At 58.4% G+C, this 17048-nt stretch carries 18 protein-coding genes; 7 read left to right on the top strand and 11 right to left on the bottom strand.

Annotation, left to right across the window (positions count from 1 at the left end; all coding sequences use genetic code 11):
• Positions 1-138 precede the first annotated feature (138 nt).
• Positions 139-732, top strand: coding sequence for a nitroreductase family protein (locus ATU_RS24905; RefSeq protein WP_035257092.1), 594 nt, complete (start codon positions 139-141; stop codon positions 730-732).
• Between the two features lie 163 nt (positions 733-895).
• Here the strand turns inward: ATU_RS24905 and ATU_RS24910 are convergent, their stop codons facing one another.
• Positions 896-1795, bottom strand: a complete 900-nt coding sequence (locus ATU_RS24910) for a LysR family transcriptional regulator (protein ID WP_010974466.1) — start codon at positions 1793-1795, stop codon at positions 896-898.
• Positions 1796-1933: 138 nt separating this feature from the next.
• On the opposite strand from ATU_RS24910, the gene ATU_RS24915 reads away from it, so the two are divergent.
• Together ATU_RS24915 and ATU_RS24920 are read left to right on the top strand one after the other, a co-directional pair.
• Positions 1934-2263, top strand: a complete 330-nt coding sequence (locus ATU_RS24915) for a nuclear transport factor 2 family protein (protein ID WP_010974467.1) — start codon at positions 1934-1936, stop codon at positions 2261-2263.
• A complete protein-coding gene (locus ATU_RS24920; RefSeq protein WP_010974468.1) occupies positions 2260-3039 on the top strand; it encodes an SDR family oxidoreductase in 780 nt (259 codons plus the stop codon). Before ATU_RS24915 ends, ATU_RS24920 begins: the two co-directional genes overlap by 4 nt.
• Positions 3040-3064: 25 nt before the next feature.
• Here the strand turns inward: ATU_RS24920 and ATU_RS24925 are convergent, their stop codons facing one another.
• Positions 3065-3532 carry a MarR family winged helix-turn-helix transcriptional regulator gene (locus tag ATU_RS24925; protein ID WP_010974469.1) on the bottom strand — a complete coding sequence of 156 codons (468 nt, stop codon included), beginning with the start codon at positions 3530-3532 and terminating at the stop codon, positions 3065-3067.
• A 144-nt stretch (positions 3533-3676) separates the two neighbouring features.
• Between ATU_RS24925 and ATU_RS24930 the strand changes: the two genes are divergently transcribed.
• The gene (locus ATU_RS24930; protein ID WP_035257024.1) at positions 3677-4474 is read left to right on the top strand and encodes an alpha/beta fold hydrolase; all 798 of its coding nucleotides are present in this window, start codon (positions 3677-3679) and stop codon (positions 4472-4474) included.
• A 491-nt stretch (positions 4475-4965) separates the two neighbouring features.
• Here ATU_RS24930 and ATU_RS24935 read toward each other — a convergent pair whose 3' ends face one another.
• The 3 genes from ATU_RS24935 to ATU_RS24945 all read right to left on the bottom strand — a co-directional run bounded on the left by ATU_RS24935 (position 4966) and on the right by ATU_RS24945 (position 7885).
• A complete protein-coding gene (locus ATU_RS24935) occupies positions 4966-5967 on the bottom strand; it encodes a zinc-binding dehydrogenase (protein WP_010974471.1) in 1002 nt (333 codons plus the stop codon).
• A 53-nt stretch (positions 5968-6020) separates the two neighbouring features.
• A complete protein-coding gene (locus ATU_RS24940) occupies positions 6021-6776 on the bottom strand; it encodes an SDR family NAD(P)-dependent oxidoreductase (RefSeq protein WP_010974472.1) in 756 nt (251 codons plus the stop codon).
• 167 nt (positions 6777-6943) lie between these two features.
• On the bottom strand, positions 6944-7885 hold the full coding sequence (locus ATU_RS24945) for a LysR family transcriptional regulator (RefSeq protein ID WP_010974473.1): 942 nt from the start codon (positions 7883-7885) through the stop codon (positions 6944-6946).
• 844 nt (positions 7886-8729) lie between these two features.
• Between ATU_RS24945 and ATU_RS24950 the strand changes: the two genes are divergently transcribed.
• The 3 genes from ATU_RS24950 (at position 8730) to proX (ending at position 12036) form a co-directional block, all read left to right on the top strand.
• Positions 8730-9935 carry a quaternary amine ABC transporter ATP-binding protein gene (locus ATU_RS24950; protein ID WP_035257031.1) on the top strand — a complete coding sequence of 402 codons (1206 nt, stop codon included), beginning with the start codon at positions 8730-8732 and terminating at the stop codon, positions 9933-9935.
• A complete protein-coding gene (locus ATU_RS24955; protein ID WP_010974477.1) occupies positions 9928-10851 on the top strand; it encodes an ABC transporter permease in 924 nt (307 codons plus the stop codon). Before ATU_RS24950 ends, ATU_RS24955 begins: the two co-directional genes overlap by 8 nt.
• Before the next feature lie 147 nt (positions 10852-10998).
• Positions 10999-12036 carry a glycine betaine/L-proline ABC transporter substrate-binding protein ProX gene (gene proX / locus ATU_RS24960; protein ID WP_010974478.1) on the top strand — a complete coding sequence of 346 codons (1038 nt, stop codon included), beginning with the start codon at positions 10999-11001 and terminating at the stop codon, positions 12034-12036.
• Between the two features lie 756 nt (positions 12037-12792).
• Here proX and ATU_RS24965 read toward each other — a convergent pair.
• The 6 genes from ATU_RS24965 to ATU_RS24990 all read right to left on the bottom strand — a co-directional run bounded on the left by ATU_RS24965 (position 12793) and on the right by ATU_RS24990 (position 17048).
• Positions 12793-13719, bottom strand: a complete 927-nt coding sequence (locus ATU_RS24965) for a 2-hydroxyacid dehydrogenase (protein WP_010974480.1) — start codon at positions 13717-13719, stop codon at positions 12793-12795.
• A gap of 74 nt (positions 13720-13793) precedes the next feature.
• Positions 13794-14402, bottom strand: coding sequence for an amino acid synthesis family protein (locus ATU_RS24970; protein WP_010974481.1), 609 nt, complete (start codon positions 14400-14402; stop codon positions 13794-13796).
• 61 nt (positions 14403-14463) lie between these two features.
• Complete coding sequence (locus ATU_RS24975) at positions 14464-14778, bottom strand: NIPSNAP family protein (protein WP_010974482.1); 315 nt, start codon at positions 14776-14778, stop codon at positions 14464-14466.
• A complete protein-coding gene (locus ATU_RS24980) occupies positions 14775-15164 on the bottom strand; it encodes a carboxymuconolactone decarboxylase family protein (protein ID WP_010974483.1) in 390 nt (129 codons plus the stop codon). Before ATU_RS24980 ends, ATU_RS24975 begins: the two co-directional genes overlap by 4 nt.
• Positions 15157-15969: an alpha/beta fold hydrolase gene (locus ATU_RS24985; protein ID WP_010974484.1), complete on the bottom strand. Its 813-nt coding sequence runs from the start codon at positions 15967-15969 to the stop codon at positions 15157-15159. The genes ATU_RS24980 and ATU_RS24985 overlap by 8 nt, the downstream gene beginning before the upstream one ends.
• 2 nt (positions 15970-15971) lie before the next feature.
• On the bottom strand, positions 15972-17048 hold the full coding sequence (locus tag ATU_RS24990) for an LLM class flavin-dependent oxidoreductase (protein WP_010974485.1): 1077 nt from the start codon (positions 17046-17048) through the stop codon (positions 15972-15974).

Raw genomic sequence — 17048 nt, forward strand, 5'->3', positions numbered from 1 at the left:
CGCGTCGTTCGTAATTCCGCAACAACGGGTTTCGCCTTGACGGGCTATTGCGTCGGCGATCCAGGCCTCATGCTTGTTTTGACAGAAAACCAGGAGATTGAATTGGAGCTGCCAAACGAAAAATCCGCTAGCCGCATCATGGTGGCGCAACTTCTTGCAAAACGTCGGACGCAGTATTCACTTGGCAAAAACATCGTGCTTCCCGACGAGGAGATCGATGCACTTATTCGCGAGGCGGTTCGCCTATCCCCCTCGGCGTTTAACTCGCAGAGTTCGCGGGTTGTGATCCTGCATCGCGACGAAAATCAAAAACTCTGGGATATTGTGAAGTCTGAGCTAAGTCATATCGTCGAAGGAGAAGCTAAGAAGCACTCCTTTAGAAAGATCGACAGCTTCGCAGCTGGAGCAGGAGCTGTTTTATTCTTCGAGGACCGGAATGTGATCAGAATCTTACAAGATCAGTGGCCCCTATACGCTGATCACTTCCCAGATTGGTCAGAGCAAGCCTCTGGAATGGCTCAACTTTCGGTCTGGATCGCGCTCGCGGGCATCGGAATTGGTGCAAGCCTTCAGCACTACAACCCTTTGGTTGATGCAAAGATCAAAAGGCATTGGAACATACCTGATACCTGGAGATTACGCGCGCAGATGCCGTTCGGCTCCAACGAGGCGCCTTTTCCCCCAAAGACAATCATTTCCGACGGTGACCGCTTTCGAAGCTTCTTTCGCTAGACCTGCGGGGAAATCCCACATATCTTTATTCCGTATATTCAATGAGTTAGAAGAATTAAAGCGTAGGCTCAAGGTTCACATCCCTTCAAGGCGTCGTAATGGCCGCCAATGCACGTCGATCTTAAGTATTTGATCTCGCGCAGGGTGCCACGATATATTGAGGCTATCCCCCATTCGCAAAATTGCGGGCAGCTTGGATGAACGCGCTAAAGGCGGCTGGTGGGTTTTTTCTACCGGGGTAGTACAGCGCTAGCGGGGCCAAAGCAGGTGTCCAGTCTTCGAGAACACGGACCAGTCGACCGGCAGCAATATCTTCGCGTACATCGGCCTCCATAACGTACCCGAGCCCAACGCCATTTTGAGCTGCGATCCTGACCAGGCTTGACTCGTCGAGGGTGATCGAGCCTTGCACATCGATCTGCATGGCGTCCCCGTCCTTTTCAAATTTCCACCGAAACAAGGCGTTGTTTGGCAGACGCGCGCGGATGCAGCGAAACCGGTACAGGTCGGCTGGTACCGTTGGTATGCCATGAATGCGCAGGAAATCTGGTGATGCGACAACGGCGTTGCTTCGCTTTAAACCAAGTGACACGGCGATCATGTCGGCCGGCACCAGATCGGCCGGCCTCAAACCCAGGTCGAAGCCCGCCGCAACGATGTCAACGATACGTCCTTCCGTGACCAGATCGATATGGACCTGCGGATAGCGCTGCATGAACGACAGGATGAGCGGTTCCATCACCTCGCGTGCTGCCGTCGCGAACGCGTTGATGCGCAATGTCCCTGCCGGGGTTTCCTGAAGAGATTGGACCGAGAGCATGGCATCGTGGATGTCCATCATTGCCGGTCCAACCCGCTCGGCAAAGGTTTTTCCCGCGTCGGTGAGCGAGACGCTACGCGTTGTTCGATTGAACAGGCGAACCCCGAGACGCTGCTCAAGCTTTGCAATAGCATTGCTGAGTGCTGTGGTGGACATGCCAAGGTCGAGCGCGGCGGCCCGAAACGAACCAAGGCGCGCGATGCTGAGAACGGCGTCCAGATCGACGAGAACAGAACGTGTCATTATCCCTCTTTTCGCAATTCCTCATCCTCTTTTATCCCCGTTATCGTGTCAACCTGTTCGTCTTAGATTACCGTCATCGTCGTCCAAAGGGGGGCGGCGCCCTCAGCTGGTAGAGCCTGAAACCAGGAATGGTGGAACATGACACTCAATTTACCCAAGGCCATCGAGGCGTATTTCGAGGCCGACCGGACAAGCAGCCCGGATGCGATCGCTGCCACATTCACCGAGAACGGCATTGTGAAGGATAAGGGCAAGACCCACAGGGGCCGAGCTGCCATCCTTGCATGGATGGCTGATGAAGCTCAGCAATACAGCTACACGGTGGAGCCCTTCCTCATGACCACCAAAAACGGGAAAACCCAGGTAACGGCCCACGCCGCCGGCGACTTCCCGGGCAGCCCCATTGATCTGCGCTTCTTCTTCGTCCTCGCGGGCGAAAAGGTCGCTGAACTGGAGATCACCGTATGACACAGTTCCTCACGCTGCAGGGCCGTCGCGCCCTCATCACTGGCGGCACTTCGGGGGCCGGCGCTGCAACCGTGGCGCTGTTCAAGGATCTCGGTGCCAGCGTATTGACCACCGCTCGTAAGAAGCCTGCCGACTTCGCGGGAGCGGCGTTCGTCGAGGCCGACCTGACCACCACGGCGGGGGTAAAGACTGTCGTCGATGCGGTGCAGAGAGAACTCGGCGGCCTCGACATTCTCGTCAACGTGCTGGGCGGCTCTTCGGCGCCTTCAGGTGGTTTTGCTGCCCTCACGGACGAGGAATGGGAGAAAGAGTTCAACCTTAACTTTTTCCCCGCGGTCCGGTTGGATCGGGCTCTCGTCCCCGGAATGATCGCTCAGGGAAGCGGTGTCGTCATCCACGTGACTTCGATCCAGAGAAACCTTCCGCTACCGGAGGCGACGACTGGCTATGCTTCGGCCAAGGGAGCCCTCAACACCTACAGCAAAAGCGTCTCCAAAGAGGTTTCTCCGAAGGGTGTGCGAGTGGTGCGCGTCTCTCCCGGCTGGATCGCCGATCCGGGGGCAAACGGTCTGGCGCTGCGCATCGCCGAGGAAGCGGGTATCGACTACGCCGCCGCAGTGCAGGTGATCATGAACTCGCTCGGCGGCATACCGCTCGGACGACCGGCAAAACCGGAAGAGGTTGCCGATCTGATTGCGTTTCTTGCATCGGATCGAGCAGCGTCTATCACCGGGACCGAGCATGTGATTGATGGCGGGACGGTTCCGACCGCTTGATCTGGCCATCGACTACTCTTGCAGGTCAGGCGGGTGCATCCCACCCGCCGATCTGCGAGTAGATCGCGTCACGAAGATGCCGCACGTCACGGTTCAAGGCAGCCAGTTCCGGGGGTGTCTGGGTAGAGGCTGCCAGCAAGGTATCGCTGAGACAGCCTGCCTTGTGCTGCAACGCACGACCCTGGTCTGTCAGCGCCACCAGGACCTGCCGTTCGTTGTTCAGGTTGCGCGTCCGACTTAGGTGTCCTGCTGCTTCAAGCCGCTTTAAGAGCGGGGTGAGCGTGCTGGATTCCAAAGCTAGCTGATCTGCAATCGACACTACCGTCTGCTCGTCTTCCGCCCAGAGCACGTTCAGAACGAGATATTGCGGATAGGTCAGTCCGAGCTCGTCAAGCAGCGGCTTGTATGCGCGCTGGATAGCGATGCCTGCGGTATAAATAGCATAGCAGAGCTGGTCGCGCAGGGGCGGGGGATCATTATCGCGTTTGGTCATTCTGAACTCCTGTAGACACCAATATAACCTAAATTATCACGAAAACCAATATCGCGATAAGAATCATATTGACGCGTGTCCGAAGATATGAAAACCTATAGTTATCGCGATAACAGTTATCGCATTAAGAGAGAGGAGAGCATCATGTCACGCAAGTCCATCACTACCATTTCCGCAATCGCAACTGCAGCCTCGCTGTCGGTTGCCCTGCCGGCAGCGAATGCAGCCGACACCATTCCGAAAGATCAAGCCGTGAAAAACGTCGTTCTGGTGCACGGTGCGTTTGCTGACGGTTCCGGCTGGAAGGGTGTTTATGACAACCTGACGAAGCGTGGCTATCGCGTCACCGTCGTGCAGAACCCGCTGACGTCGCTTGCAGACGATGTCGCCGCCACCAAGCGTGCGCTTGAGCGGCAGGACGGCCCGGTTATTCTCGTCGGACATTCCTGGGGCGGAACCGTCATCACGGAAGCTGGTAGCGATGAGAAGGTCGCGGGTCTTGTCTATGTCTCCGCTCTTTCTCCGGACGCCGGCGAGACGACAGCTCAACAGTACGAAGGATTTGCGCCGGCGTCCGAGTTCGTTATCGAGACCACGAAGGACGGTTTTGGCTATGTCAGCCCGGCAAAGTTCAAGTCAGGCTTTGCACACGACGTCAGCGATGCCGATGTCGCGTTCATGAGTTCGTCTCAAGTGCCGATCAACATGTCTGCGTTCGGCACCAAGCTCGAAAATGCTGCATGGCGCACTAAGCCCAGTTGGGCCGTTATTGCGACCGAAGACAAGGCCTTCGATCAGGCAATGCTGATTCACATGGCTGAGCGCATCAAAGCGAAGATCACCAAGGTCTCCGCAAGCCACGCCCTCTTCATGACGCAGCCAGCGGTCATCGCCGATACCATCGATAAAGCCGCCAAGACCGTGTCAGCAAAAAAGCAATGATCGACGTCGCGCCATCGGGACGGTTGATGACCCTCCCGATGGCGCCGACAAAATTAACTTAAAGGCTCGGCTTTGCCCAAGTGAGATACCGGCGGGACACGTATGCCTCACGCAAATCCATCGGCGTTTCCGCGCCTCTCCAACCCGAACTTCCAGCCAATTCATCTGAAACAATTCATGGAGGAACTCACGTGAAACTACCTACCCATGACAAAAATGCACCCGCGAATCCGTTTTTCCCGCATAACTTCGCCGGCGACGTCTTTGACTTCATCGTCTGCGGCACCGGGTCCAGCGGCTTAGTCGTCGCGGCCCGACTGGCAGGGGATGGAAACGCGAGCGTATGAATGCGGCAAATGCAGCGGTGGCAAATGTAACAGGGCGCAAGATCACTTCAGATCTGGTTATGTTCGTCGGCAGTGTCTTTTCATGGTCGGCCATGGCCTTTTACTCCTCTGGCTGGCTGATAGTGTTTATCGGTTCCACGGCGCCTAGCGTGACGCGATCAGAATCGTCCCGGATTTGCCGGGCCTCTCCACGAGGGCGGCAGCCTTGCCCACATCCGCGAGATCGAACGCCTGCTCGACCTGGAAGAGCTCCGGCCTGCTGGCTGCGAGCTCAAGCGCCAGCTTGATATCGGCCTTGCGGATTTCGACAGGCAGGCCCGCCCACCGCCCGACCGTCACGCCCGATAAGCGAATGTCGCGCGTCGAAAAGTAAAGCGCAGGGACCGAGATCGGCTGTCCGGAAAGGTCGCCGTAGGACACAAGGCTCCCTCCTTGGGCGAGCAGGCCGATCACCGCACTGGCCGTCTCGCCGCCAACAGGGTCGAGCACGACGCCGATGGGATGGCCGTCGGCTGCCGCAACGACCTTGTCCTGCCAGCCCGGTTTGTCGGTAGAAACAACCGGTAAATCCGGAAACACCACATTGATCTCGTTCACGCCGGCTTCGCGCCGGACGATCCCGACCACGTCGAAGCCGCGATCGAGCAGCAGTCCGATCACCAGCCTGGCGACCGCTGATCCGGCAGCCGTGAGAACGACGACGTCGCGACCCGGTTTCGCGCCGGATGCCTCGACGGCCCGCAAGAGAAGCGCCGCTGTCAGCGGATTGATGTGAAGCTGCGCTGCGGCTTCATCTGATACTTTATCGGGGATTTCGGTAACATATTCAGCAGAGACTATTGCCTTCTCGCTCCACGCGCCGCGGCCCGGAAAGAAGGCGACGCGGGTGCCTTGCCTCAGATCGACGCCATCGCCGGCTTCCTCGACGAGGCCGTAGCCTTCAAAGCCGACGCGCACGCCCTCTCTCGAAACCACTGCTCCGGGCTGGTAGCGCCCGGATATGCCGAGAAGGTCGCCGTGGTGGACCGGCCGGAGAAGTACCCGGATCAGCACTTCGTTGTGTGCCGGACGCTTCAGATCTTCGACTTCGACCGCCTGAAGAACGTCCTCAGGCCTCCCATGCTTGAAATAGACTGCAGCACGCATCGCTGGCTCTCCATTAAGAGGTGGAGCGGCTGTCGGCCGCTCCTGTTATTGGGTTAGACCTGGGCCTGGCCGCCGTCGGCGAAGAGTTCGGCGCCGTTGACGAAGCTCGCGTCGTCAGAGGCGAGGAACAGGGTTGCCTTGGCGATCTCCTCGGATTCACCAACGCGGCCGAGTGGGATGCGCGAGGCGAGATAGTCGAGCAGGCCCTGCTGCTGTTCCTTGTCGTCACCGGCAAGCTCGACGAGGCCAGGCGTACGTGTCGCACCGGGCGAGACGACGTTGACGCGGATGCCGGTGCCTTTCAGGTCAAGCGCCCAGGAGCGGGCCAGGTTGCGGACGGCGGCCTTGGAGGCGGAGTAAACGGAGAAGGCGGCCGTGCCTTCGGTGCCTGCGGTCGAACCGGTCAGCACGATGGATGCGCCCTTGCCCATCAACGGAAGCGCCTTCTGCACCGTGAAGATGACAGCCTTCACGTTGCGGCCGAAGGTGTGGTCGATCTGCTCCTCGGTGATCTGGCCGAGCGGAAGCATGCTGCCGCCACCGGCGTTCACAACGAGGGCGTCGAGGCGGCCTTGCTCCGCCTTCACCTGGGCGAACAGCTTGTCGAGATTTTCGTTACTTGCGGAGTCGGCCTGTACGCCGACAGCGCCATGGCCGATCTCGGCCACCGCCTTGTCCAGGGCATCCTTGCGCCGGCCGGTGATGTAGACGCGTGCACCTTCGACAGCGAAAAGTTTGGCCGTTGCAAGGCCGATGCCGCTGGTTGCTCCGGTGACGACGGCGATCTTGTTTTGAAGTCTGTTGGTCATTTTACTTTCCTGATGCTGGGCGCGCGAAAGGGTTCAGCCCGAATGCGCGGCCTGTTGAAATTTTGAAACTGTACGGGAGGTGGCGTTGGTTGTTGGCCTCGTCGCCGTCCGATGAGGAGAAGTTAGTTTGTCAGGCTGGCGACGAGAAGCTGCTCAGGATGGAGACATTATCCATGGGGATGGATGGTGCGCATCTTCACATCGCGTCTGGCATCTACCGCTTCGAATATCTTCGCTGCCCATTCTGTGAAAGCGCGCAGCCGCGGGTTCGGAAATCGATCGGCCGGGTAGACGAGATGCAGCGGATGATTATCCGGCGTCCAGTCGGGTAGGAGTTCGACAAGCGCACCGCTCTTGAAATGGGGCCGCGCGAGAAATCCGAAGCTTTGGCCAATTCCCAGTCCCGACAGCAGCGCGTTCAGATGCGCGGTGCTTTCGTTGACAGAAACGCCGCCAGAGGTCGGGAAATATTCGCTTCGCTCTGCACCGCGCTGAAAGCGCAATGGAAACCTCTTTCCAGAAGACGCGGAGAAGTAGGAGACGATCCGAAACTTCTCGATATCGTCAGGTCGCTCCGGCAACTGCAGACCATCCAGATAGGTGGGCGACGCGCAAATGACGTAGTCCAGCTCGCACAGCTTCCGCGCCTTCATCGAGGAGTCACCCAGCGCCCCGCCGCGAATGACGCAATCGATACCCTCACTGATGAGGTCGGCGGGGCGGTCGCTGACGCCGAGCATGAGATCGATATCGGGGTACTGGTGCTGAAAGTCTGGGAGCGCGGGAATGAGGATCTGGTTCGCCAGCACGGAGCCGATGTCGACACGCAGCTTTCCCTTTGGCGCGCTGCGGGAACCGGCGACAGTGCCGTCCATGTCATCGAGATCTGCGAGCAGCTTCAGCGCACGCTCGTGATAGGCGATGCCCTCGGTTGTCATCGTGACCGACCGCGTGGTGCGCTCCACCAGTTTTGTCCCGAGATGCGACTCAAGATCCTGCACAAGTTTACTGACAGATGACCGGGGCAGGTTAAGCGTATCCGCCGCCTTGGCGAAGGACCCAGCTTCGGCAACGCGGACAAATGTTCGAATGGCGAGTATCTGATCCAAGACAGGCTCAACAAGCAGATGGAGATAATCTACATCTACACTTGGTCGGTGAGCCCGGCCATGCAGGTTCTTGCAAAAGGTGGATAAATCTGCGCCATATCGATGATATCTGAACGTTAATTCACGGAGAAGGCTCTAATTTTCGTGAGGGCCAAAGGTTGACAGCCCATCAAGAGCAAGGCCATGGAGGCCGCGCGCTTATTGCCAGTCCTTTGGCCAATATTGCGCTGATTCCGCAAGCTGACGCATCGGCAAGCTTGCGCTGGCACGCCAGCGACAGTGCTCGCATCTTCGTCATGCAAACAATGAGCACCTCACCTTTGTCAAACGGCGGAAGTATTGCTGCCGCAATCGCGGCTACGTTACGCCCGAATAGACGATAGAGCAGGTAATAGTGGTGAGCATCAGGCCGGCGCGGCGGCGTTCCGTCCCCACCAGCGGCTCGTGTGTCGCCGCACCCAGCCCATCATGTACTGCGCGGTGGCCTCGGCAAGTTGGGATTGTCGTGACGCAGGGACTGGCCAATCTCACTGCTCTCGCAGGCAATTTAGCCGATGAGACGAAGATTTTCCTGGAGATTGGAAAGCGCGAGGAGGCGGACAAGGTCGCGCATGCTATCGTGGAGTAATCGAAAGTAGCCAGTGATGCTGCGCGGAGTGCCATGTCGCCATCGACACGCCAGGCGGCTTGGCCTACCACCCTTCATAGGGAGGGGAAGATCAAATTTCCTCTTTTTCGTCGGAAGACGTCGCGGCGTCGTGGATGCCTAAATCTCAGACTATAATAAAAGAAAATTCGGGGGTGAGGATCATCCTAACGATCGGGAACAACTTGGGAGCTACCATTGAACGAACGACTTCGGATCGAAAACCTCTACAAGGTTTTTTCGGATAGACCGGAAAAGGCTATGGACCTCTTGAAGGCGGGAGCCGGAAAAGAGCAGGTCCTGGCCGAGACCATGGCCGTTGTGGGGCTGAACGACGTGTCACTGAGCGTGCCAGCAGGCGCGATGTACATGATCATGGGGCTTTCCGGCTCGGGCAAGTCCACCCTGGCGCGCTGCATCAACCGCCTCAACGAGCCCACTGCCGGCAAAATCCTGCTTGACGGACGTGATATCGTGCCGCTGAAACCGGCCGAGTTGCGCGACATCCGCCGACGCCGCGTTTCCATGGTTTTCCAGCATTTTGCTCTGCTGCCGAACAAGACGGTAATCGAAAACGCCGAATTCGGCCTGAAGATGCGCGGCGTGCCGCTCCAGCAGCGTCGCGAGCGGGCTGAGGAAATCCTGTCCATCGTCGGACTTGCCAAATGGGCCAAGCATTATCCGCATGAACTTTCCGGTGGCATGCGGCAGCGTGTTGGCCTTGCGCGGGCGCTCGCCACTGACGCGGATCTCTTGATCATGGACGAGGCGTTCAGCGCGCTCGATCCGTTGATCCGTTCCGAAATGCAGGATGAGTTGCTGCGTCTGCAGCGAACCCTCAACAAGACCATCGTCTTCATCACCCACGATTTCCAGGAGGCCCTCAAGCTCGGCACACGGATCGCGATCATGAAAGACGGTGCCGTGGTCCGCGAAGGCACGCCACAGGCGATCGTCGCCGATCCGCGCAATGACTATGTGAGCGCTTTCACGCGCGATATTGACCGCTCGCGGGTTTTTGAAGCTCGGGCCGTGATGCAGCACTGCGAGGCGCTCGGTCGCTCTGGCGAAATCCAGATTGTGGGGCAGACAGCCGGCAAGACGAAAAGGGCAGGCTTCGCGCTCGACCCCTCGGGCCGCGTCGTCGGCTTGCTCGATCAAGCCGCTCTATTGCAACTCGATTCCGGGTCATCCTGCGAAAGCCTGATGTCGCGCGATTTTGTCAAGATACGGGAAAATACGAAGTTGATCGATGCTGCCCGCATGAACCGGCCGCAGCAGCCGATGGCCGTTGTCGATGAGGACGATCGGTTTGTCGGCCTGCTCGAGTCTGACCAGATCCTCGCCTGTATCGCTTCTTCTTCCTCCCCGGCCGCGTCAGCGCATGGTGAAAAAAATGTTTGATGCCAACGATCTTGCCGTCTTTCCGATCGATGCCTGGATTGCCGATGGCGTCCAGTGGATCGCTCTTAATCTTCGCCCTTTGTTTGTTGCCATCAAGTGGCCGATCGAAAACCTGTTGGCGTTCAACGACCACATTCTGCATGCCATCCCGTTCCCGATCTTCCTGGTCCTGTCGTTTTTGATCGCCTATCGCCTAGCCTCGCTCGGCATCGCCATTTTTACCGCGATCTCTTTCGTCGTCATCGCGTCGCTTGGGGTTTGGGATGAATCGATGACAACGCTGTCGCTGATAAGCACCGCAATCGTCATATCGACAGTGATCGGCATTCCGGTCGGCATATGGTGCGCGATCAACAACAGCGTATGGCAGGTCGTCCGGCCAGTCTTGGATATCATGCAGACCACGCCAACCTTCGTTTATCTCGTGCCTGTTGTCATGCTGTTCGGTGTTGGTACGGTGCCCGGCGAAGTGGCCGTCGTGATTGCCGCTGCGCCGCCGCTCATCCGGTTCACCAATCTCGGTATTCGCATGGTGGAGACGGAAATGGTTGAAGCAGGTCTCGCCTTCGGTGCCGACCGGCGCCAACTCCTCTGGGAAATCCAGTTTCCGCTGGCTATCCCGACGATTCTTGGTGGCCTTAACCAGACGGTTCTGACGGCGATGGTCATGTCTGTCGTGGTGGCGATGATCGGAGCCGAAGGGCTCGGGCTTGTCGTGTTGCAGGGGCTTGGGCGTCTTGATGTGGGTCGAGCGGCTGTTGGCGGTATCGCAATTATTCTTCTTGCCATGATCCTCGACCGGATCACGCAAAAGCTCGCCATGCCCGCGACGTCAAAGGCGAAGCGTTCGTTTCGGACGACGCTCAGCACGGTTCTGATGGGAGCCCGCTCGAAACCTTCGGCCGGAACTGCCTGAGCTGCTCGGCTTCCCATGGAAAGCGCGGCACCATTCCTGAAATCCATGTGACTGAAAATCCACCTAGTCCGCCTACCGGCCTGAAACCGAAGGGTAAGGCGAAAATGCGCCCCTTCAGACGTCAAACTAAAACATATAGAGGGAACTATGACACTGAATTTCAAATCATTCGCCTTGCTGGCCTCGACAATCGTCGCAGCCTCTCTTCCAGTCTTGTCGTCCGCTTCTGCCGCGGAACTGCCAGGTGATGGCAAAACCATTCGCTTTGCGCAGTCAGACAGTCTCGGCGCCAACTATGTCGTCGCCAAGATCGTGACCAAGGGCTTTGAAGCGCTTGGCTACAAAGTTAAGCTCAGCACGGTCAACACGACCTTGTTTTTCCAGGCCGTGGCCCAGGGAGATCTCGATATCGCGACCGACATCAATTTCCCTCAGCGCGAGCCCGGTTTCCGCAAGGTGGCCGACAAGGCGGACATGATCGGCAAGGGCCTGATCGAGGGCGGTGGCATCAACGGCTACCTGATCGATAAAAAAACGGCCGATGCCTACAACATAAAGACACTCGACCAGATGAAAGATCCCAAGATAGCAGCACTGTTCGGAACGGATGGTAAGGCTGATCTCATCAACTGCGATCCCGGCTGGAGCTGCGGCGACGTGGTCGAATACCAGCTCGATAAGTTCGGCCTCAAGGATACGGTGAAGTCTGTTCGCGGTAAGTACGAAGCCTTGATGGTCGAGGCCGTCGCCCGCGCGAAACGAGGCGAACCGGTATTTTTCTATGCCTGGAGCCCCTCTTGGATGAACAAGGCGCTGCAGCCAGGCAAGGATGTCGTATGGTTGCCGACACCGTTCGATGCGCTTCCGCCAAGTGTACCAAGCTCGGGAACGAACGCTGTTGCGAACGTCGAGGGTTGCGCTGGCGCTGCAAATCCGTGCCGCATGGCAATGGCTGCCTGGAATTGGACGGCGGTCGGCAATAAAGAATTCCTGAAAGAGAACCCGGAAGTGAAGTCCTTCGTCGAAAACATGTCTTTCCCTCTGTCGACATGGTCGAGCTGGGAGCAGGCGATTAGCCAGAAGGGCGGCAGTGACGCAACGGTTCGTGGCCTTTCGGATGCGTGGCTGAGTGAGAACAAGGCTCTGCTTGACGGTTGGATTACGGCGGCCAAATCCGCGAATTAAACCTAAGCCGATTGAGTTACTATACCAAGTATGAATGGCGGAGGTGCGCCGGAACCTCCGCCGTTTTTCTTGAGTTTTCCAATTATCAGATGAAAGCGCAGAGTTTTCTGCGGATTAAGATGGTCCTGGCTGTATTGCACGCACCAGGTGGTGTTGCAGGTTTTTGCCTTTCAACCGATATCGGCGGACAGGCAGGTGCCTCGCATCGTCGCACAGCGGGCGGTTCCTGCCCATCGGCGAAGCTTTCTTCTGAAAACTGTTACGTCCTGCATGACTGTAGGGTGATGCAATGGGGCACCCAGACGCGCCAACCCTACACAGGGCCGCCCGGATTTCGCAAAATACGGTTAGCATTATTTCCGGTCAGCCGAGTATACCGAACCTCCCGACGGGCGCCATCTCGTAACGAAAAGACGGATCGTCCATCCGCTGCATCATTACGGTTTTCGCATCGACAAGGCGGCAATGTCGCTTGAAATGGTGTTGATCGCCGATACCACACTGGCATGCGAGGAGTTGACATCAAAAGTGCGGGCTTTCGCCCGCACCGGAAATCCAGCTTTAATAGCCGCAGGCGACCGAGGTCAGAGTTTCGCGGCGATGGCTCCGGCTACATCCGACGTAGACGCGGTACCGCCCTGATCGTTAGGCTTCGTCGGAAACAGCATCCCGCCATTCTCCACCGACATAGGCTTTCTCGATAAAAAGCGAAGGGTCTTTCAAACCGTGCCTGGTCATGGTCGTCCTTTAAAGTGTTCAGTAAAGAGAGTTGCGGTCGACGAGGCCGACCATCGTCTTGCCCGCGCGGTGACGGCGGATGTTGTCGATGATGGCATCGACCGCCGTATCCGGCTGGGTCATGCTGGCGGTATGAGGCGTGAGGAAGATCTTCTCGTTTCTCCAGAACGGATGCCCCGGCTCCAAAGGCTCGGGCTCGGTGACATCAAGGATCGCGCGTGAGAGTTGCCCCGTTGCCAGGGCGGCGAGAAGGTCGTTGTGGACAAGGTGCTGGCCGCGTCCGCAGTTGATGAGGGCGGCACCCTTCGGAAGCTTCGAAAACAGCGCATCGTTCAACATGCCGCGCGTCTCCGGTGTCAACGGCAAAAGGCAGACGAGGATGTCGCATTGCGGCAGGAAGGCGTTCAGCCCGTCTTCTCCGTGATAACAAGTAACGCCTTCGATCGTCTTTTCGCTGCGGCTCCAGGCGCTGAGCGTAAACCCGAACGGCCACAGTCTGGCAATGGCCGCCTGGGCAAGCATGCCGGCGCCCAGAAAACCCACCCGCAGGCGGGAGGACGGATGAAAACGCTTCAGCTTCCAGACCTCAGCCCGTTGCTGACCGACATAATCCAGAAAATGCCGGTGCAGCAGCATGACGGAAAGCGAGACATATTCCGCCATCCCCTCGGCAATGCCGGGTTCAATCATGCGCACCAACGGTAAGTCTTGCGGAATGTCGCCGAGATCGAACTGATCGACGCCGGCGCCCAGCGAAAAAAGAACTTCCAGATTGCTGTAGCGCTGCAGCATGCCCGCCGGCGGATGCCAGACGGCAAGGAAACGCACAGCATCCGGTGCGATTGCATCCGGACGATACTCGAACGGGATTTCTGGCGCCCTTTCGGCAAACAACTGAGCCCATTCGGCGCCGCGCTCGGGATCTGCGTGATATAGGAGGGTCATCTAATGGGCCTTGAGGCTGTCTCGCCGACCCCTTCAAGGGGCCGGCTAGTATGTCGCAGGGACGCTTGTCGAGATCAGGATGCCTTGGCGGCGGCATCCTTCGCCATTTCTTCCATGTCCTGGAAACGGTCCGAAATACGCGGATGCGCGCGCGAGCCGTCACTGGCACCGATCGCGACGAGGATTTCGTCGGGAGCGGGCGCATCGACCATCTGGAAGGTGGCTGTAAGAAAATGCGAGCGCTTGCCGGTCTCGCTCTTGTGGATCATCGGCAGCGAAACGAGTGCACCCGGTGCGGTGCGGATATTGGTAAAGCTCAAAAAGGCCGTGCCATTCACCGCCTCGCGGAACATGTTGCCGAACCGCAGCGTATGGATCAGGCCGGATGCGTGCTCGATCTCGCCATTGACGCCGACGACGGCGGCCTTGCCGTAGGCTTCCACCTGATCGGCGGACATCAGCGCGGTCAGGCGGTCCGTCAGTTCGCGACCGAGCGGAGGGGCAAGCGAGAGGATTTCAGGGCGCAGGTTCTCGACCCAGCCACGGCCAGCCCAGGGATTGCGCAACACTGCTGCGACGACGACCGAGCGGATCGGCCTGTCGGCTGCCTTCCCGCCCTCGATCAGCGTTTCTTCCACGAAGGTTGCATATTTGCGGACATTGAGTTCGACCATCTCGGTCATTCCTTTGTTAGATGTTGGGCAGGGATGGCAAGCCAGGTTGCGGTGGTGACTGCACTTCGGTTCACCGCAGCGGCGAAAAATCGGTTGGTAGCAGGATGCGGTTTTCTGAGCTTTCGATCAGGACCGAGAGCCGCGGGATGAAGGCCTGCCAGCGCTGATCCTCCGCCAGCTTGCCGCGGCGTTCTGCTCGATCGTCGAGGCTTGCATAACCCCACATGTGGATCACTTGGCTGAGCGGACCGATATCCGTGACGAAATAGCCGATAAGGTTACCGAGGATCGGCGCCTGAATGGCGATACCTTCCTCGCGCACGAGTTTCAGATATTCCTGCATCTTGCCGCCACGAATGCGATAGATGCGCTCCTCGACGATCATGCCTGAGCTTCCTTCTGCATTTCCGCGCGCACTTCCTGAGCGGCGCGAAAGGCTTCGACGCCGGCCGGAATGCCGCAATAGACCGCGATCTGGGTGAGCGCTGCGCGCAGTTCCGCCTCGGTCAGACCGTTGCGAAGGGCGCCGCGGAAATGGATGCGGAATTCATGCATGCGCCCAAGCGCGGCCAACATGCCGAGATTGAGCAGGCTGCGCTGCTTCAGGTCGAGAGCATCATCCGTCCAGGCCATGCCCCAGCAATATTCGTTGAGAATGTCCTGGAAAGGCCGCGAGAAGTCGTCGGCCTTTTCTAGCGCGCGGTCGACGTAGCTGTCGCCGAGAACCTTACGACGAACGGCTTCGCCTGCCTGCTGCAGGGGCTTATCCATGAGCTTTCCTCGTTTTGTTCAGAAAATCACGCATGATGGACGCAACGAGTTCGGGCGCTTCCGTCAGGATCGAATGACGCAGACCCGGAAGGATCCTGAGCATAGAGTTCGCGATCTTGCTATGGAGGAAGCCGGCCATGCGCGGATTGGAGCCGCTATCGTCTTCGCCGGTTGCGATCAGCGTCGGCACGCCAATCTGCGATAATTCCTCGCCAAGGTCTGTTTCCGCAAGCACCCGATAGGCGGCGGCGTAACAATCCGGGTCGTTTTCGGCATTTCGCGCCCGCAGGCGGGCGATCTTGTCGGGATTGTTTTGCTGGAACTCTTCGGTCAGCCAGCGCGATAGTGATGCGTCGTAGTGAGAACCGGGTTCGCCTGCCGTCAATGCCGCAAGACGGCCTGCCACGCGGTCCTTTTCCTCCTGTGTGCGACCGGCGACGGTCGACAGCAGGATAAGGTGGTCGACGCGCTCCTGATGGGTCAGCGCCAGTTTCTGGGCAATGAGGCCGCCGAGAGAAAAGCCGGCAAGCGAGAAGGTTTTGAACCCCACATGGTTGGCGAGCGCAATCACCTCCCGCACGAAGTCCTCGATTTCGTAGCGACCCTTGATGCGAGACGATGCGCCATGGCCGCGCAGGTCGAAGGTCAAGATCGTGAAGTCGTTCTTCAATGGGTCCACCACACCGTCCCACGCCTCCTTATAGGAGCCGACACCGTGAATGCAGATGAGCGGCCTGCTACCTTCGCCATCGAGCCGGTAGGCGAGTTGCACCTCGCCTACTTTCAAAGTTCCAACGTAGCCCATAGTCAGCCCACCGATGCCGTGCGCTTCATTTCCTTTTCGCGCGCAGCGAAAACCGGCATGACCTCGTCGATAAAGAGGCGGAGCGTCTGACGCTGTAACTCGAAGGGTTGATTGAAGGAAAGACCAAGGCAATATTGGTCAACGCCGGCCGCCTCGTAATCCATCAGCTTTTCGATGACCTCATCCGGCGTACCGAACATCAGGTTCTTGCGAATGCTTTCGGGGTTGTAGTTGTCCTTGTTGCGGACGAGTTCATATGGCACGGCCTCAGGGAAACCGTCTTTCACTGTGCCGATGTTCTGCATCAGGTTTTCGAAGGTGCGGCCATAGTCGATACTGTGACGGACCGGAATTTCCCAATCGTCCGCCTTTGCATAGACCGAGGTGCGTCGCTGCATCATGAAGCGTGGGCGTGGCACTTCCGGATGGTCGGAGATCGCTTTGCGGAATTTCTCGGCCAGCACGTAGATTTCCGCGGCAGGTGACGAGAGTGGCGTCGACATAATATTGGCGCCGATGCTGACCGCCCAGTCGAACGTGCCCGGGTCGCGTGCCGCGACCCAGATCGGCGGCAGCTGTTTTTGCAGCGGCTTTGGCACGGCGGCAGTCTTCGGGAATTTCCAGTAATGGCCGTCATGGGCATAGTCGCCCTGCCAGAGCTTTTGGACCGCCGGCACAAGCTCCTTCATGTAGCCGACACCTTCCTGCTGCTGGATGCCCGGCAGCATACGGTCGAACTCGTATTGATATGCGCCGCGGGCGATGCCGAATTCCAGGCGGCCACCGATCAGGTGGTCGCAGAAAGCGGATTCGCCGGCAAGCCGGATCGGATTCCAGTAGGCGGCAGCGAGCGTTCCCGTGCCGAGCCGGATACGGTCCGTGTGCTGGCCGAGCCAGACCAGCGTCTGGAACGGGTTCGGTGCGATCGTTGCTTCGATCGTATGGTGTTCCGAGGTCCATAGCGTCTCAAACCCGCCTTCGTCAGCCATCTTGGCGATCTCGAGCATGTTGTTCTTGACGGTGTGCATCGAGGCATCGGGCGATCCGCGCTCCATGCTAATGGCAACTGCAAATTTCAT

This window comes from Agrobacterium fabrum str. C58, from assembly GCF_000092025.1.
GTDB lineage: Bacteria > Pseudomonadota > Alphaproteobacteria > Rhizobiales > Rhizobiaceae > Agrobacterium > Agrobacterium fabrum.

What these genes read in the sequence shown, in the direction of transcription:
- ATU_RS24905 (WP_035257092.1), top strand. Translation starts at nt 139, where the DNA reads ATGGTGGCGCAACTTCTTGCAAAACGTCGGACGCAGTATTCACTTGGC.
- ATU_RS24910 (WP_010974466.1), bottom strand. Translation starts at nt 1,795, where the DNA reads ATGACACGTTCTGTTCTCGTCGATCTGGACGCCGTTCTCAGCATCGCG.
- ATU_RS24915 (WP_010974467.1), top strand. Translation starts at nt 1,934, where the DNA reads ATGACACTCAATTTACCCAAGGCCATCGAGGCGTATTTCGAGGCCGAC.
- ATU_RS24920 (WP_010974468.1), top strand. Translation starts at nt 2,260, where the DNA reads ATGACACAGTTCCTCACGCTGCAGGGCCGTCGCGCCCTCATCACTGGC.
- ATU_RS24925 (WP_010974469.1), bottom strand. Translation starts at nt 3,532, where the DNA reads ATGACCAAACGCGATAATGATCCCCCGCCCCTGCGCGACCAGCTCTGC.
- ATU_RS24930 (WP_035257024.1), top strand. Translation starts at nt 3,677, where the DNA reads ATGTCACGCAAGTCCATCACTACCATTTCCGCAATCGCAACTGCAGCC.
- ATU_RS24935 (WP_010974471.1), bottom strand. Translation starts at nt 5,967, where the DNA reads ATGCGTGCTGCAGTCTATTTCAAGCATGGGAGGCCTGAGGACGTTCTT.
- ATU_RS24940 (WP_010974472.1), bottom strand. Translation starts at nt 6,776, where the DNA reads ATGACCAACAGACTTCAAAACAAGATCGCCGTCGTCACCGGAGCAACC.
- ATU_RS24955 (WP_010974477.1), top strand. Translation starts at nt 9,928, where the DNA reads ATGTTTGATGCCAACGATCTTGCCGTCTTTCCGATCGATGCCTGGATT.
- proX (WP_010974478.1), top strand. Translation starts at nt 10,999, where the DNA reads ATGACACTGAATTTCAAATCATTCGCCTTGCTGGCCTCGACAATCGTC.
- ATU_RS24965 (WP_010974480.1), bottom strand. Translation starts at nt 13,719, where the DNA reads ATGACCCTCCTATATCACGCAGATCCCGAGCGCGGCGCCGAATGGGCT.
- ATU_RS24970 (WP_010974481.1), bottom strand. Translation starts at nt 14,402, where the DNA reads ATGACCGAGATGGTCGAACTCAATGTCCGCAAATATGCAACCTTCGTG.
- ATU_RS24975 (WP_010974482.1), bottom strand. Translation starts at nt 14,778, where the DNA reads ATGATCGTCGAGGAGCGCATCTATCGCATTCGTGGCGGCAAGATGCAG.
- ATU_RS24980 (WP_010974483.1), bottom strand. Translation starts at nt 15,164, where the DNA reads ATGGATAAGCCCCTGCAGCAGGCAGGCGAAGCCGTTCGTCGTAAGGTT.
- ATU_RS24985 (WP_010974484.1), bottom strand. Translation starts at nt 15,969, where the DNA reads ATGGGCTACGTTGGAACTTTGAAAGTAGGCGAGGTGCAACTCGCCTAC.
- ATU_RS24990 (WP_010974485.1), bottom strand. Translation starts at nt 17,048, where the DNA reads ATGAAATTTGCAGTTGCCATTAGCATGGAGCGCGGATCGCCCGATGCC.